This is a genomic window from Hydrocarboniphaga sp. (assembly GCF_028291725.1).
GTDB lineage: Bacteria > Pseudomonadota > Gammaproteobacteria > Nevskiales > Nevskiaceae > Hydrocarboniphaga.
The window spans coordinates 42,880-56,446 of record NZ_JAQGNT010000107.1; the positions used below are offsets into that span (position 1 = coordinate 42,880).

The following is a 13,567-nucleotide window of genomic DNA, read 5'->3' on the forward strand; positions in this document are numbered from 1 at the left end:
TAATTTTTGCGTGGCTATGTTTCGGCTTGTTTCAAGCCCTTTTCAGACCGTGCCTCGTCTAAATGATGTCGACATGGCAGCGTAATAAAGGCCTGCTACGGATGCATTGATGAAACGATACGTGATCGCCACGCTGCTGGTTCTGGCCGCCTGCACTCCCGACAAACCACCGGTCGCAGAACAAGCCAAGGCAAGCGCCACCGACCAGGCTTTCTATGCGCAGAAATTCTCGAAGAAGCCCGAAGTTCCGGCGATGACCGCACTCGGCCGCGAGATGTTTTTTGATGACTCGCTGTCCGCCTCGGGCAAGCTCGCCTGCGCCAGCTGCCACGATCCGGCGCAGGCCTACGGGCCGCCGGATTCGCAGCCGGTCCGGTTCGGCGGCGCCGATCAATTACAGACCGGTTTTCGCGCGGCGCCGTCGTTGCGTTATCTGCAAAGCGTGCCACCGTTTACCGAGCACTACTACGAGGAAGACGACGACGACAGCCTGGACCAGGGCGCGGCCGGCGGCCGCACCTGGGACGGCCGCGCGCACTCGGCGCACGAGCAGGCGATGCTGCCGCTGCTGTCGGCGCAGGAGATGGCCAACGCAGACGCAGCGGCGGTCGTCGCCAAGCTGCGCGCGGCGCCGTATGCCGCGCAGTTCCGCGATACCTTCGGCGACGATGTTTTCGACGACGGCGATCGCGCCTGGCGTGCCGCGCTGCTGGCGCTGGAGGTGTTCCAGCAAAGCCCGGCGGACTTTTATCCCTACGACAGCAAGTACGACGGCTTTCTGCGGCATCAGGTCGAACTGAGCGCGCAGGAGCTGCGCGGGCTGAAGCTGTTCGAGGCGCAAGACAAGGGCAACTGCGCGAGCTGCCACCCGAACCGCATTCGTAGCGGCGCACTTCCGACGTTCACCGACTTCGGCTATGTCGCGCTCGGCGTGCCGCGCAATGCCGGCATCCCGGCGAATGGCGATGCCGGCTTTCACGATCTCGGCTTGTGCGGGCCGCTGCGCAAGGATCTGGCGGATCGCGCCGAATACTGCGGCCGCTTCCGCACGCCGAGCCTGCGCAACGTCGCGCTGCGCAAAACCTACTTCCACAACGGCGCTTACGCCACGCTGCGCGAAGCCGTGGATTTCTACGCCAGGCGCGACGTGCAGCCGCAGCACTTCTATCCGCGCGACCGCGACGGCAAGCCGAGCCAGTTCGACGATCTGCCCGAAGCCTACCGCGGCAACGTCAACATGGACCCGCCCTTCGGCGGAAAACCCGGCGGCAAGCCCGCGCTGAGCGAATCCGAGATCGACGATCTGATCGCATTCCTCGGCACGCTGAGCGATGGCTACAAGGCGCCCTGATGTGTATCGATGTGAAACGAAGACTGCAGCGTCGATACGAAATGTAGGTCGGCAATCCTTTGCCGACGCGTGCCCCCGATTTCAAATCGATTTTGCACGTCGGCAAGGGATTGCCGACCTACATCGGCGGGATATCAGCGCCGGCGATGAAACACCAGCGGCTGCTCCTTGCTCGCGGTCGTGGCGCAGCTGCCGCAGCTGCTGCAGGCGTCGTCGCCGCCGCCATGACAGCCGCCGCCGGATGTTGCCGAAGGCTGCACCAGCGACGCGACGCGCGCATGGCCGCGCTGTTCCAGCCGCCGCGCGAGCCACTGGCGCGGCACCGACACCAGTTTCGGCGCATACCGGCCGAGCATGTAGAGCCCGGCGACCACGACGCAGACGCCGACGATCAAGCTCTGCAGCAGCACCGAAGTCGTCATGCGCCCAGCGCCCTCGCCAGCTGGTAGGTGATGAACGACGCCAGATACGCAAGCCCGAAAAGATAGCCGGCGGCAATGCCGACACTCTTCCAGGAATTGGTTTCGCGGCGGATCACGGCCAGCGTCGACATGCACTGCGGCGCGTACACGTACCAGGCCAGCAGCGACAGCGCGGTCGGCAGCGACCATTGCGCGGCGATGATCGGCGACAGCGCGGCTCCGGCGGCGTCGCCGGTGGCCGACAGCGCGTACACCGTGGCCAGGGACGCGACTGCGACTTCGCGCGCGGCGAGCCCCGGAATCAGCGCGACACAGATCTGCCAGTTGAAGCCGATCGGCGCGAACACGAACTGCAGCCAATGGCCGATGCGGCCGGCGAAACTGAAGTCGATCGCATCGCCGACATGCCCGGCCGGCGGCGCCGGGAAGCTCGACAGGAACCACAGCAGGATGGTCAGCGACAGGATGATGGTGCCGACGCGCTTGACGAAGATCGAGCCGCGCTCCCACAGGCCGATCGCGAGATCGCGCAAGTGCGGCAGCCGGTACGAGGGCAGCTCCATCAGCAGTGATTGCTCGGCGACATCGCGCTTGAACGCCTTCATCACGTAGGCGACGGCGGCGGCCGAGACGATGCCAAGGAAGTACAGGCCAAACATCACCAGACCCTGCAGATTGAACACCGTGAACACGTCGCGCCGCGGAATGAAGGCGCCGATCAGCAGCGCGTACACCGGCAGGCGTGCCGAGCAGGTCATCAGCGGCGCGACCATGATCGTGGCCAGACGCTCGCGCGGGTCCTGGATGCTGCGCGTGGCCATGATGCCGGGGATCGCGCAGGCAAAACTCGACAGCAGCGGGATGAACGAGCGGCCGGTCAGGCCGGCGCCGACCATCAGGCGGTCGAGCAGAAAGGCAGCGCGCGGCAGGTAGCCGGACTCCTCGAGCGCGAGGATGAACAGGAACAGGATCAGGATCTGCGGCAGGAACACCAGCACCTCGCCGGCGCCGGCGATGACACCATCGACGATCAGGCTGCGCAGCGGACCCTCGGGCATGGCGTCGCCGACCCAGCCGCCGAGCGCCGACATCACCGCCCCGATGCCGTCCATCAGCGGCGCAGCCCAGGAGAACACCGCCTGAAACATCAGGAACATCAGCACGCTGAGAATCGCCAGGCCGAACACCGGGTGCAGCAGCACGCGATCGGCGGCGGCATCGAACTCGGCGATGCGCCGCGGCATCGTCACGCAGGCGGCGAGCAGGCGCACGACCTTGGCGTGAGCATCAGTGCCCTGCACGCTCGGCACCGGCAGCGCCGGCAGCGCTGCGTCGAGCTGGGCCAGCAGGCGGTGTGCGCCGCCGCGCTTCACCGCGACGGTTTCGACGATCGGCACGCCTAGCATCTGCTGCAACTTTTCGCGGTCGATGACGATACCGCGGCGCGCGGCGGCATCGGCCATGTTCAGGCTCACCACCATCGGCAGGCCGAGCTGCTGCAACTCGAGCACGAAACGCAGGTGCAGGCGCAGGTTGGTCGCGTCGACGACGCAGACCAGCAGGTCCGGCCGCTGCTCGCCGGCAAAACGGCCCAGGCAGACATCGCGCGTCACCGCCTCGTCCGGGCTGGTCGCGGCCAGGCTGTAGGCACCCGGCAGATCCAGCACCTGCACCAGCCGGCCCGAAGCCGAGGTATAGCGGCCCTCTTTGCGCTCGACGGTGACGCCGGCGTAGTTCGCAACTTTCTGGCGGCTGCCGGTCAGCTGGTTGAACAGCGCGGTCTTGCCGCAGTTCGGGTTGCCGACCAGTGCGATGCGCAGTGTGTCCATCAGACGCTGCGCTCGACCTGGACTCGCGCGGCCTCGGCACGGCGCAGCGCGAACTGGGTGAAGCCGATCTGGATCAGCATCGGATCACCACCGAACGGGCCGTTGGCCACCACGCGCACCGCCTCGCCCGCAACGAAGCCCAGATCGCGCAGGCGGCCGGCGATCGGATCGGGCTGGGCAACATCGTCCACTGCAAGTATCACGGCCGGCACATCCCGGGACAGTTCGGACAAGCGCATCGAGCGCGAGCTCTTAAAGAATGAGAATTATTCCCATTATAGAGCAGATGTGACCGGGTGGTATGGAGCATTGATCCCGCAGGTCGGCAGGCCTTTGCCGACATGAGGCCCCGATTGCGCATCGAAGACCCGCGTCGGCAAGGGATTGCCGACCTACGAGCCGCTCAGGCTTTCCACTTGATGCTGCAGCCGATGCTCGGCCGGGCCTGCGGATCGCATTCGAGGCCGGCCAGCACTGTGTCCAGCGCGGCGGCCAGGTCGGCACCGGTAACCGGCTTGCCGTTGCCGGGTGTGGATTCGTCGAAGCGGCCGGACCAGGCCAGCCTGCCGTCAGCGGCGAGCACATAAAAATCCGGAGTGCAGGCAGCCTGATAAGCGCGCGCCACGCTCTGGCTCTCGTCGTACAAATACGGAAAGCCGAAGCCACGCGTCGCGGCGAGCGCCTGCATCGCGTCCGGCGCATCCTGCGGATAGCGGCTGACATCGTTGCTGCTGATCGCGGCGAACGCCACGCCGCGTGCCTGGTATTCGCGGGCGCGCTGCAGCAATGCCTCGAGGATGTGCAGCACGTAAGGGCAGTGATTGCAGATGAACATCAGCACAGTCACGCGCTGGGCCCGCCAAACGTGCAGATCCAGCAACGCGCCGCTGACGGTGTCGGGCAGCACGAAATCCGGCGCGGCAATCCCGCGTGGCAGGCTGAAGGTCGATTCGGCGCGAGGCATGGGGTTTGCCGTTGTAGTGGGCGTCCGCCGAGTGTCACCGATCCGCGGAACACGCTGCCAGCACCGATCTCGCCGCGCTGCCGCGGGGATCAAGCGTGGCGACCCTGTTCAGCGCGCGCCGGCCCGGCGAAGGTGCGCGCCTGGCTGCCGCTGGCTTCGCCGTTGCGGCGCCGCTGGCAGATGTAGTGATTTTATATAGTACAATTCACCTATAACTAAATATTGATAACAAGCATTTTGCGACGTCATACTCAGGCGTCGTTCAGCCTGCCCGGTAAAGATAGAGGCGCTGTTACACAACGTTAAACGGACGGGTTCAAAACCCGGCCGTTCTTCAGCCTTCCCACCTGTTTCACGTCCAAGAGACATCCATGAACAACAAAACGCTCTGCGCCGCGCTGGCCGCTCTCACCCTGTTGACGACTGCCTGCGCCCCGCCGGCCGACAAGGAAGCTCAAGAAGCGGCCGATCAGGCCGCTACCCAAGCTCAGGAACTCGAAAAGGCCCAGGCCGATCTGGCTGCGGCCCAGGACGCGGCAACCAAGAAGCAGGCCGAACTCGATGCAGCCAAGGCGCGAGCGGCTCGTGCCGAACGCGCTGCGCGCCAGGAGCGTGCCGAAGATCAGCAGTCGGCGCCGCCGCCGGTCGCGGTCTGCAGCGACTGCGGCACGGTGGCCTCGATCAACGAGGTCCGCGCCAAGGGTGAAGGCACGGGTCTGGGCGCGGTTGCCGGCGCGGTACTCGGCGGCGTCATCGGCCACCAGTTCGGCGGCGGCAAAGGCAAGGACGTCGCCACGGCCGGCGGTGCGGTTTTGGGCGGTGTCGCCGGTCATCAGGTGGAAAGAAGCGCTCGTTCGACGACGTATTACGAAGTCGGTGTGCGCATGGACAATGGCAGCTATCAGACGGTGAAGGTCGACAGCGCGGCCGGCATCCAGGTCGGCACCGCGGTTCGCGTTGACGGTAACAACCTGCAGCTGCGGTAAGTCGGTCGTCGGTCTGCCTCGCGCTAGCCGATCGGCGCGAGTGACAGACGGAGAGGGCGATGCTGAACTGGTTGATCGACGTTGCAACGATGGCGGTCGGCGCACTCTGCGTCGTCGCCTTCCTGTACGGCTTGATCGCACGCAATGAGGTGCGGCCCAAGCGCCAGTTCTCCCGGCTGGACCGACGCGACTTTGAACGCCTGGATCGCCGCCGCGAGGACCTGGGGCCGCCGACCCCGGACGAGCGCCGCGTCGGCCCACGCCGGGCCCGCGAATTGATCTGAAAGCCCGCAGCAGAGGCAGAACGCAAAGGCCCGCAGCACGCGGGCCTTTTGCCGTGTGCGTTTTCCATGAACCGAGAGCCCGACCCACCCGTAGGCTGGGTTGCAGCGCAGCGGAAACCCAGCGCTGGATTCAGGCCGCCGTGCTGGGATTGCGCTTCGCTCCATCCCAGCCTACGCAGGGGTTCAGGGTCCGTCGGCAGGTCCGCAAGGAACACGGGGCTTTCCATGTGCGTTTTCTGGCGTGCCCCCAAGACTTAACGAGCCGGCCGCCCCCCGCTACAATGGCGCGATGCGGGTGTAGCTCAATGGTAGAGTCGTAGCTTCCCAAGCTACTTACGCGGGTTCGATTCCCGTCACCCGCTCCAACGCCTCACGGTGTCTTTCCAGCGCGCTTTTTCGTTTTCCGACCATGATCATCCAGCTCAACGGCCAGCCTCGCGAAGTGCCCGGCGGGTGCAGCGTGCTGCAGCTGATCGAGCAGCAGCTGCACCTGGCCGGCAAGCGGCTCGCGGTCGAAGTCAACGGCGAGATTGTCCCGCGCTCACAGTTCGCGAGCGCCTTGCTGCATGCCGGCGATCACGTCGAAGTCGTGCAGGCCATCGGAGGCGGCTGAGCGGCCGCACACGCAATGAACGCATCCATCATTCCCGACGCGCTGACCATCGCCGGCCGCCAGTATTCCTCGCGGCTGCTGGTCGGCACCGGCAAATATCAGGACATGCAGCAGACCGGCGCGGCGATCGAGGCCAGCGGTGCGCAGATCGTCACGCTCGCGGTGCGGCGCACGCCATTTTTTCAAACATCTGGTGGCCAGAACCCGAACGAACCCAACCTGCTCGACGTGATTTCGCCGTCACGCTACACGCTGCTGCCGAATACCGCCGGCTGCTATACCGCCGACGACGCGGTGCGCACCTGCCGCCTTGCACGCGAGCTGCTCGATGGCCACAAGCTGGTCAAGCTCGAGGTGCTCGGCGACGCCAAGACCTTGTACCCGGACGTGCCGGCGACGCTCGAGGCGGCGAAGATCCTGGTCCGCGACGGCTTCGACGTGATGGTCTACACCAGCGACGATCCGATCATCTGCAAGCGCCTGGAAGAAATCGGCTGCGTTGCAGTGATGCCGCTGGCGGCGCCGATCGGCTCGGGACTGGGCATCCAGAACCGCTACAACATCCTCAGCATCGTCGAGAACGCCAAGGTGCCGATCATCGTCGACGCCGGCGTCGGCACCGCATCCGACGCGGCAATCGCGATGGAGCTGGGCTGCCACGGCGTGCTGATGAATACCGCGATCGCCGAAGCGCGCAACCCGGTGCTGATGGCCAGCGCGATGCGTCACGGGATCGTCGCCGGGCGCGAAGCGTATCTGGCCGGCCGCATGCCGCGCCGCCGGTACGCATCGGCCTCGTCGCCGCTCGATGGCCTGTCGCAGGCGTGAAGCGGGCATGAGCTGCGCATGAGTCTCTACGCGCCCGCGCCGTTCGCGGAAGCGGATCGCGCGGCCGCGGTTGCGCTGATCGCGGCGCACCCGTTCGCGACGCTGATCACCGCGGTGGATGGCGCCGAGCCGCAGGTTTCGCATCTGCCTCTGCTGCTCGAAGGCGATGTGCTGATTGGCCATCTCGCCCGGGCGAATCCGCACTGGCAGAGTTTCGGCCGGGGATCGACGATCGCGGTGTTTCACGGCCCGCATGCCTACGTGTCGCCGCGCTGGTACGCCGAACCCGCGCACAGCGTTCCGACCTGGAACTACGCCACGGTTCACGTCAGCGGCCGGCCGGCCCTGCTCGGCGAGGCGGATTCGAAGAACAGCCTGCTGCAACTGACCCGGGCTTTCGATCCGGACTGGCGCGCGAGCGAGATCACGATCGATCGGCTGCTGCCCGGCATCGTCGCGTTCCGGATGCCGATCGCGGCCTGCGATGCCAAGTTCAAGATGAGCCAGAACAAGACCGCGGACGATAGGCGCAGCGTCATCGGTGGCCTGCTCGCCGCCCAGACCGGCCCGCTCAGCGATGCCGCCGGCGTCGCCCAATGGATGATGCAGAAGAACCTTCATGTCTGAGCCGCGGCGGCCACCCGAATCTGAAACCGGCGACACCGCCGCGCCGCCGCGCCGCATCCGCTCCTACGTGCGCCGCGAAGGCCGCATGACCGACGGCCAGCGCAGCGCACTCGACGAACTTTGGCCGCGTTACGGCATCGACGTACCACAGGCGCCGCTGGATCTGGCCGCGATTTTCGGCCGGATGGCGCCGCGGGTTTTCGAGATCGGCTTCGGCAATGGCGACCACCTGCTGTCGCGCGCGGCGGCCGAGCCGCAGCACGATTTCATCGGCGTGGAAGTGCATCGCCCCGGCTGCGGCCGCGTGATGATGCAGGCCTCGAAACTCGGCCTTAGCAATCTGCGCGTCGCAAGCTTCGATGCCGTCGAAGTGCTGCGCGACTGGATACCCGCCGGCGCGCTGGCCGAGGTGGTGATCTATTTCCCCGATCCCTGGCACAAGAGCCGCCACAACAAGCGCCGCCTGGTGCAGCCGCACTTCATGCCGCTGATCACGCGCGCCCTCGCCGGCGGCGGCCTGCTGCGCATGGCGACCGACTGGGCGCCGTATGCCCGGCACATGCTCGACGTGGTTCGCGGCGTGCCGGAGCTGGAAAACCTGGCACCCAACGGCGGCTACGCGCCGCGCGCGGAAACGCGGCCGAAAACGCGCTTCGAGGCGCGCGGCGAGCGCCTCGGCCACGAGGTTTACGACCTGTTGCTGCGCCGGCGCTAAAAGCCGGGTTCCGTACCGCATCGACCGCTCGCCGGCGGGCGTGATATGTAAAGCGCGTAGGCCGCTCTGAAGCTGTGACTTTCGCGCCGACTGCGAAGCCATGTTTTATTTTTCATCTCAGGTCGAATGACAGCCAGGCATCCCATCATCGGCGTCACCGGGTCCAGCGGTGCCGGCACCAGCACCGCGGTGCGGGCCTTCGACCGGATGTGCGCGACGCTCGGTATCCGGCCGGCGATCGTCGAGGGCGACGCCTTCCACGCCTACGACCGCGAGGGCAACCGCCGCGCGATCGCGCGGGCGCGCATTCGCGGCGAACATTTCTCGCTGCTGGGCCCGGCCGGCAACCTGCTGATGCGGCTCGAGACGCTGCTGCGCGAATACGGCCACAGCGGCACCGGCATCAGCCGGCGCTATCTGCACACCGAGGCCGAAGCCCAGGCGGTGCGCCAGAGCGTCGGCACGTTCACGCCGTGGATGCCGATCACGCCGGACACCGACCTGCTGTTCTACGAAGGCCTGCACGGCGGCTACGTCGGTGAAGACGCGAATATCGCCGAGCATATGGACCTGCTGGTCGGCGTGGTACCGATCGTCAACCTGGAATGGATCCAGAAAATCCGCCGCGACAACGACGAACGCGGCAGCACGCCCTCGGAGATCACCAGCACGATCCTGCGGCGCATGCCGGACTACGTGAATCACATCGCACCCCAGTTCTCGCGCACCGACGTGAACTTTCAGCGCGTGCCGCTGGTGGATACCTCCAACCCCTTCGTCGTGCGCGAGATTCCGGGCAACGAGGAGAGCCTGGTCGTGATCCATTTCAACGAGCACACGCGGCTGTCGGCCGACCTGGATCGCTATGAATTCCAGATTCCGGGCGCATTCCGATCCAATGCCCAGACCCTGGTCGTGCCGGGCGATCAGATCGAAACCGCGATGGAGGCGATCCTGATGCCGGCCTTGCAAAGCCTGCTGGCGCGGCGCGCGCAGGCCATCGACGCGGCGGCGTCTCAGAACCCGCTACCGCCGGACATCGCTCCGGCTTGAAGCATACGCCGCAGCGGCGTAGAAGTAGGGCACACGGAACTTCGTCAGAGGCTCCTTAGGCAAAACATGAGCTGCACGGGAGACCGGCGATGGCGCAATGGCTGCAGGAAATGAACCCCGGTGACTGGTACGAGTCGGCCGGCAACACTTTCGAAATCGTGGGCGTGGATGTGGCCAGCGAGATCGTGCTGGTACAGCACTTCGACGGCGCGCTCGAGGAAGTCGAGTTCGACGCGTGGATCGAACTGGAGGCAGTGCCTTGCGCCGCGCCCGAGGACTACTCCGGCGCGCTGGATCTGGATACCGAAGATCGCGTGATCGACGGGATCGCCACCGCCGGCGACGACGACGCCTTCAAACGGCTGTACATCGATTCGCGGTAGCGATTCGCGACAGCGCCCCAAAAACTCCGCCGCCGCGGATAAAGGAAGCCATGATGCCTGGGCCGTCGCGGTGGTTGGAAACCTTCCGCACGCCGCGTCTGCGGCCAGAGTTCAAGTTCCGCCTGGACGACGGCACACCGGTACAGGTGCGGCCGCTGCAGCCCGAAGATGCGCAGCGGCTACGCGCCGGTTTCGAGCAGATGTCACAGCTCGCACGGCGCCGACGCTTCCTCGCCGACGTCAAGGATCTCACCGACAACCAGATCGCCGAATTCACCCGCCTCGACCCGATCGATCGCGCGGCCTGGGGCTGCATGAATCGCGAGCGGCCCAGGGAGCCTGGCGTGGGCGTGGCGCGTTACCAGCGCATCAATGGTGATCGCCGATCGGCGGATGTCGCGATCACCGTGCTCGAGGAATATCAGGGCCGCGGCGCCGGCATGCTGCTGCACGCCTGCCTGCATCTGACCGCGCATCGCGCCAGCATTCGCCGCTTCTATTACGACATGCTGCGTGACAACCAGCGCTTCATCGGGCAGATCAAGGCGCTGGGCGGTACATTCGAAGGCCGCGCGGAGAACATCGAGCGCTGGTCGCTACCGGTCTATCATCGCGCTCGCGATGTGCCGGATACCACCAGCATCGGCCGGCGGTTTTCCGAAATCATGCTCAAGCTCGGCCGCCCTCCCGCGGCCTGATTACCCACGAACCGCTACCATATCAACCCAGGAATTCCACGATGAAACGCTTGATGCTGGCCGTTCTGCTGTCAAACGCGATCGCCCTGCCCGCCGTCGCTGCCCTGAAGGAAGGCGACGCCGTGGTCGATTTCAAGACGCAGGCTTCGCTGGCCGGCAAGGCTTTCGATTTTTCGCTAAAGGATTCACTGAAGAAGGGCCCGGTGGTCGTGTACTTCTATCCGTCGGCGTTCACCGGCGGCTGCAACGTCCAGGCGCATACGTTCGCGGTCAACAGCGACAAGTTCGCTGCCGCCGGCGCGACGATCATCGGCGTGTCGCTCGACAGCATTCAAAGGCTCAATGATTTCTCGGCCGATCCGGCGTACTGCGCCGGCAAGTTCCCGGTCGCATCGGATGCCGACGGCAAGATCGCGAAGTCCTTCGACTTGAGCGTCGCTGACGGCAAGCTCGGGCAGAAGGACTCGCGCGGCGCCGAAATCGGCCACGGCTTCGCCGAGCGCACCACCTTCATCATCAAGCCCGACGGCCGGATCGCGAGCGTGGTCGGCGGCATGGCGCCGGCGGCGAATGTCGAGCAGGCATTGGTGGCGGTGCAGAAATTATCGGCAGCCAAATAAGCCGTCGTACGTCGGCAAGGGATTGCCGACACGCCGTTTCAATCGGGGCTGCCGTGAACCGCTGCGGCCGGGTAGCATGCGGCCATGACGACTTCCCAAATGGCGCCCGCGACCGGATGGCGGGCAATGCTGGCGCCGTATCTCGAACGCGAAGCGCTGGCGGCGCTGTTTCTCGGCATGTCGTCCGGTTTTCCGTACGCGATGATCGGCGCGACGCTGACCACGCGGCTGGCGCAGGACGGCATCAGCAAGAAAAGCGTGACCGCGTTTTCGCTGGCGTTTCTGGTCTACAGCTTCAAGTTCCTGTGGGCACCGATCGTCGATCGTGCGCGGCTGCCGGGACTGAACCGCTACGGACAGCGCGTGTCCTGGCTGTGGCTGTCGTCGCTGCTGGTCGCGGCCAGCGTGATCTGGCTCGGTTCGCTGGACCCGAAAGCCGGCCTGATGAATGTGGCTTTCGCCGCGATTGCGCTGGGCTTCGCCGGCGCGACGTTCGACATCGTCATCGACGCCTATCGGATTGAAACGCTGCAGCCGCGGCAACTCGGCGTCGGCTCCGGCATGTCGCAATATGGCTGGCGCATCGGATCGGTTTGCGCGGCGGCGCTCGCGCTGGTCGTCGCCAGCCGCGCCGGCTGGGGGCTCGCCTACGGCCTGTGCGCGCTGTTCGTGCTGCCCGCGGCCTTGACCGGCTGGTGGCTCGGCGAACCCGCGCGTCATCACGAGCCCGCGCCGGTGCGCAATTTCAAACAGGCGGTCGGCGCCGTCGTCGGGCCCTTGAGCGAATTCTTCCGGCGCCGCGGCGCGTTCCTGGTGCTGGCCTTCGTGCTGCTGCACAAGATCGGTGACACGCTGGCCAACCTGACCGTGCGCCTGCTGCTCGACGATCTGCATTTCACCAACGACGAGATCGCGACCTACGACGTCGGCTTCGGCTTCATCGCCTATCTGGTCGGCATCTTCATCGGCGGCATCCTGTACGAGCGCCTTGGCCTGAAGCGCTCGGTGACGATCAGCCTGTTTCTGATGGCGGTCTCGAATCTGTCTTTCGCATTGCTGGCAGCGATCGGGCACAGCAGCAGCCTGCTCGCGTTCACGATCGGCTTCGAGAATGTGTCCAGCGGGATCGGCGGCGTCACGATCGTTGCCTACCTGTCGGCGCTGTGCAATCTGTCGTTCACCGCGACGCAATTCGCTCTGCTGTCGGCGGCCGCGTCGATCGTCGGCAAGTTTCTGACCGGCACCACCGCGGGCCGGCTGATCGAGGCTATGGGCTACGTGAACTTCTATCTGCTGACGACGCTGGTCGCGCTGCCGGGCCTGGCGCTCTACGTCTGGATGAGCCGCACCGGCCTGATCGACGAAAGCCTGTCGCACGATTCCGAGGCTACAGATCGAAGTCCATGATCAGCGGCGCGTGATCCGAGAAGCGCGTGCTCGTGTGGACCTGGGCGGCGCGGAGCTTGTCGCGCAGGTCCGGCGTCGCCAGCTGGTAGTCGATGCGCCAACCGACGTTGTTGGCGAACGCATTGCCACGGTTTGACCACCAGGTGTAGCCCTCGCCCTCGGCGTCCGGATGCAGCGCGCGATAGGCGTCGACCCAGCCGATGTTCTCGAACACGTCCGTCATCCACGCGCGCTCGTGCGGCAGGAAGCCGGAGTTCTTCTGGTTGGAGCGCCAGTTCTTCAGGTCTTTCTGCGTATGCGCGATGTTCCAGTCGCCGCACAGCACGTACTGGCGGCCCTCGCCCATCATCTCGCGCAGCTTGGGCTCGAAGAATTTGAGGAAACGGTCCTTGGACTCCTGCCGCTCCGGCCCGGCCGAGCCCGACGGCAGGTACAGCGACACCACCGACAGCTCGCCGAAGCGCGCCTCGATATAGCGGCCCTCGTCGTCGAACTCGGTCGCGCCCAGCGTCGTCAGCACCGCGTTGGGCTTGGCGCGCGAATAGATCGCGGTGCCGCTGTAGCCCTTGCGCAAAGCGCTGTTGAAATGCACGTGCCAGCCCTTGGGCGCAAACGTGTCGAGGCCTTCCAGATCCGCCGGCTGCGCCTTGATCTCCTGCAGGCAGAGCACGTCGGCCTTTTGCCCGGCGAGCCAGTCGAACATGCCCTTGTTGGCCGCGGAGCGGATGCCGTTGCAGTTGAGGCTGATGATTCTTTTCATTGACGGAAGTTTGCCGCAAATCGGCAA

General features: G+C 65.8%; 17 protein-coding genes and 1 tRNA gene. 13 read left to right on the forward strand and 5 right to left on the reverse strand.

The window, feature by feature from the left end; translation table 11 throughout:
• Positions 1 to 109: 109 nt before the first annotated feature.
• On the forward strand, positions 110 to 1,351 hold the full coding sequence (locus JWQ90_RS27190; protein WP_299698223.1) for a cytochrome c peroxidase: 1,242 nt from the start codon (positions 110 to 112) through the stop codon (positions 1,349 to 1,351).
• A 134-nt stretch (positions 1,352 to 1,485) separates the two neighbouring features.
• On the opposite strand, the gene JWQ90_RS27195 is transcribed toward JWQ90_RS27190, so the two are convergent.
• From JWQ90_RS27195 to JWQ90_RS27210, 4 genes are all read right to left on the reverse strand, one after another.
• Positions 1,486 to 1,773 (reverse strand): DUF6587 family protein, encoded by a 288-nt coding sequence (locus JWQ90_RS27195; RefSeq protein ID WP_299698224.1) that lies wholly within the window; start codon positions 1,771 to 1,773, stop codon positions 1,486 to 1,488.
• Positions 1,770 to 3,602: a ferrous iron transporter B gene (locus JWQ90_RS27200; RefSeq protein WP_299698225.1), complete on the reverse strand. Its 1,833-nt coding sequence runs from the start codon at positions 3,600 to 3,602 to the stop codon at positions 1,770 to 1,772. The genes JWQ90_RS27195 and JWQ90_RS27200 overlap by 4 nt, the downstream gene beginning before the upstream one ends.
• Complete coding sequence (locus JWQ90_RS27205) at positions 3,602 to 3,841, reverse strand: FeoA domain-containing protein (protein WP_299698226.1); 240 nt, start codon at positions 3,839 to 3,841, stop codon at positions 3,602 to 3,604. Before JWQ90_RS27205 ends, JWQ90_RS27200 begins: the two co-directional genes overlap by 1 nt.
• Positions 3,842 to 4,005: 164 nt before the next feature.
• Positions 4,006 to 4,566, reverse strand: coding sequence for a thioredoxin family protein (locus JWQ90_RS27210; RefSeq protein WP_299698227.1), 561 nt, complete (start codon positions 4,564 to 4,566; stop codon positions 4,006 to 4,008).
• Positions 4,567 to 4,937: 371 nt separating this feature from the next.
• Between JWQ90_RS27210 and JWQ90_RS27215 the strand changes: the two genes are divergently transcribed.
• The 12 genes from JWQ90_RS27215 (at position 4,938) to JWQ90_RS27270 (ending at position 12,780) form a co-directional block, all read left to right on the forward strand.
• Complete coding sequence (locus tag JWQ90_RS27215) at positions 4,938 to 5,552, forward strand: glycine zipper 2TM domain-containing protein (protein WP_299698228.1); 615 nt, start codon at positions 4,938 to 4,940, stop codon at positions 5,550 to 5,552.
• Positions 5,553 to 5,611: 59 nt separating this feature from the next.
• On the forward strand, positions 5,612 to 5,836 hold the full coding sequence (locus tag JWQ90_RS27220; protein WP_299698229.1) for a hypothetical protein: 225 nt from the start codon (positions 5,612 to 5,614) through the stop codon (positions 5,834 to 5,836).
• A gap of 291 nt (positions 5,837 to 6,127) precedes the next feature.
• A tRNA-Gly gene (locus JWQ90_RS27225) sits at positions 6,128 to 6,201 on the forward strand.
• A gap of 44 nt (positions 6,202 to 6,245) precedes the next feature.
• Entirely contained in the window at positions 6,246 to 6,449 is a 204-nt protein-coding gene (gene thiS / locus JWQ90_RS27230; RefSeq protein ID WP_299698230.1) for a sulfur carrier protein ThiS, read from the forward strand.
• Positions 6,450 to 6,464: 15 nt separating this feature from the next.
• Positions 6,465 to 7,277: a thiazole synthase gene (locus JWQ90_RS27235; RefSeq protein ID WP_299698231.1), complete on the forward strand. Its 813-nt coding sequence runs from the start codon at positions 6,465 to 6,467 to the stop codon at positions 7,275 to 7,277.
• Positions 7,278 to 7,295: 18 nt separating this feature from the next.
• Complete coding sequence (locus JWQ90_RS27240) at positions 7,296 to 7,904, forward strand: FMN-binding negative transcriptional regulator (protein WP_299698232.1); 609 nt, start codon at positions 7,296 to 7,298, stop codon at positions 7,902 to 7,904.
• A complete protein-coding gene (gene trmB, locus JWQ90_RS27245) occupies positions 7,897 to 8,619 on the forward strand; it encodes a tRNA (guanosine(46)-N7)-methyltransferase TrmB (protein ID WP_299698233.1) in 723 nt (240 codons plus the stop codon). The genes JWQ90_RS27240 and trmB overlap by 8 nt, the downstream gene beginning before the upstream one ends.
• A 126-nt stretch (positions 8,620 to 8,745) precedes the next feature.
• Entirely contained in the window at positions 8,746 to 9,672 is a 927-nt protein-coding gene (locus JWQ90_RS27250; protein WP_299698234.1) for a phosphoribulokinase, read from the forward strand.
• An 89-nt stretch (positions 9,673 to 9,761) separates the two neighbouring features.
• On the forward strand, positions 9,762 to 10,055 hold the full coding sequence (locus JWQ90_RS27255) for a DUF6763 family protein (RefSeq protein ID WP_299698235.1): 294 nt from the start codon (positions 9,762 to 9,764) through the stop codon (positions 10,053 to 10,055).
• A 50-nt stretch (positions 10,056 to 10,105) separates the two neighbouring features.
• On the forward strand, positions 10,106 to 10,753 hold the full coding sequence (locus JWQ90_RS27260; RefSeq protein ID WP_299698236.1) for a GNAT family N-acetyltransferase: 648 nt from the start codon (positions 10,106 to 10,108) through the stop codon (positions 10,751 to 10,753).
• 41 nt (positions 10,754 to 10,794) lie between these two features.
• Complete coding sequence (locus JWQ90_RS27265) at positions 10,795 to 11,373, forward strand: peroxiredoxin (protein WP_299698237.1); 579 nt, start codon at positions 10,795 to 10,797, stop codon at positions 11,371 to 11,373.
• A gap of 84 nt (positions 11,374 to 11,457) precedes the next feature.
• Positions 11,458 to 12,780: an MFS transporter gene (locus JWQ90_RS27270; protein WP_299698238.1), complete on the forward strand. Its 1,323-nt coding sequence runs from the start codon at positions 11,458 to 11,460 to the stop codon at positions 12,778 to 12,780.
• On the opposite strand, the gene JWQ90_RS27275 is transcribed toward JWQ90_RS27270, so the two are convergent.
• Entirely contained in the window at positions 12,761 to 13,540 is a 780-nt protein-coding gene (locus tag JWQ90_RS27275; protein ID WP_299698239.1) for an exodeoxyribonuclease III, read from the reverse strand. The genes JWQ90_RS27270 and JWQ90_RS27275 overlap by 20 nt on opposite strands.
• Between the last annotated feature and the right edge of the window lie 27 nt (positions 13,541 to 13,567).

Bases quoted from the DNA above. Each gene is read 5' to 3' on its own strand.
- JWQ90_RS27190 (WP_299698223.1), top strand. From the start codon at position 110: ATGAAACGATACGTGATCGCCACGCTGCTGGTTCTGGCCGCCTGCACT.
- JWQ90_RS27195 (WP_299698224.1), bottom strand. From the start codon at position 1,773: ATGACGACTTCGGTGCTGCTGCAGAGCTTGATCGTCGGCGTCTGCGTC.
- JWQ90_RS27200 (WP_299698225.1), bottom strand. From the start codon at position 3,602: ATGGACACACTGCGCATCGCACTGGTCGGCAACCCGAACTGCGGCAAG.
- JWQ90_RS27205 (WP_299698226.1), bottom strand. From the start codon at position 3,841: ATGCGCTTGTCCGAACTGTCCCGGGATGTGCCGGCCGTGATACTTGCA.
- JWQ90_RS27210 (WP_299698227.1), bottom strand. From the start codon at position 4,566: ATGCCTCGCGCCGAATCGACCTTCAGCCTGCCACGCGGGATTGCCGCG.
- JWQ90_RS27215 (WP_299698228.1), top strand. From the start codon at position 4,938: ATGAACAACAAAACGCTCTGCGCCGCGCTGGCCGCTCTCACCCTGTTG.
- JWQ90_RS27220 (WP_299698229.1), top strand. From the start codon at position 5,612: ATGCTGAACTGGTTGATCGACGTTGCAACGATGGCGGTCGGCGCACTC.
- thiS (WP_299698230.1), top strand. From the start codon at position 6,246: ATGATCATCCAGCTCAACGGCCAGCCTCGCGAAGTGCCCGGCGGGTGC.
- JWQ90_RS27235 (WP_299698231.1), top strand. From the start codon at position 6,465: ATGAACGCATCCATCATTCCCGACGCGCTGACCATCGCCGGCCGCCAG.
- JWQ90_RS27240 (WP_299698232.1), top strand. From the start codon at position 7,296: ATGAGTCTCTACGCGCCCGCGCCGTTCGCGGAAGCGGATCGCGCGGCC.
- trmB (WP_299698233.1), top strand. From the start codon at position 7,897: ATGTCTGAGCCGCGGCGGCCACCCGAATCTGAAACCGGCGACACCGCC.
- JWQ90_RS27250 (WP_299698234.1), top strand. From the start codon at position 8,746: ATGACAGCCAGGCATCCCATCATCGGCGTCACCGGGTCCAGCGGTGCC.
- JWQ90_RS27255 (WP_299698235.1), top strand. From the start codon at position 9,762: ATGGCGCAATGGCTGCAGGAAATGAACCCCGGTGACTGGTACGAGTCG.
- JWQ90_RS27260 (WP_299698236.1), top strand. From the start codon at position 10,106: ATGATGCCTGGGCCGTCGCGGTGGTTGGAAACCTTCCGCACGCCGCGT.
- JWQ90_RS27265 (WP_299698237.1), top strand. From the start codon at position 10,795: ATGAAACGCTTGATGCTGGCCGTTCTGCTGTCAAACGCGATCGCCCTG.
- JWQ90_RS27270 (WP_299698238.1), top strand. From the start codon at position 11,458: ATGACGACTTCCCAAATGGCGCCCGCGACCGGATGGCGGGCAATGCTG.
- JWQ90_RS27275 (WP_299698239.1), bottom strand. From the start codon at position 13,540: ATGAAAAGAATCATCAGCCTCAACTGCAACGGCATCCGCTCCGCGGCC.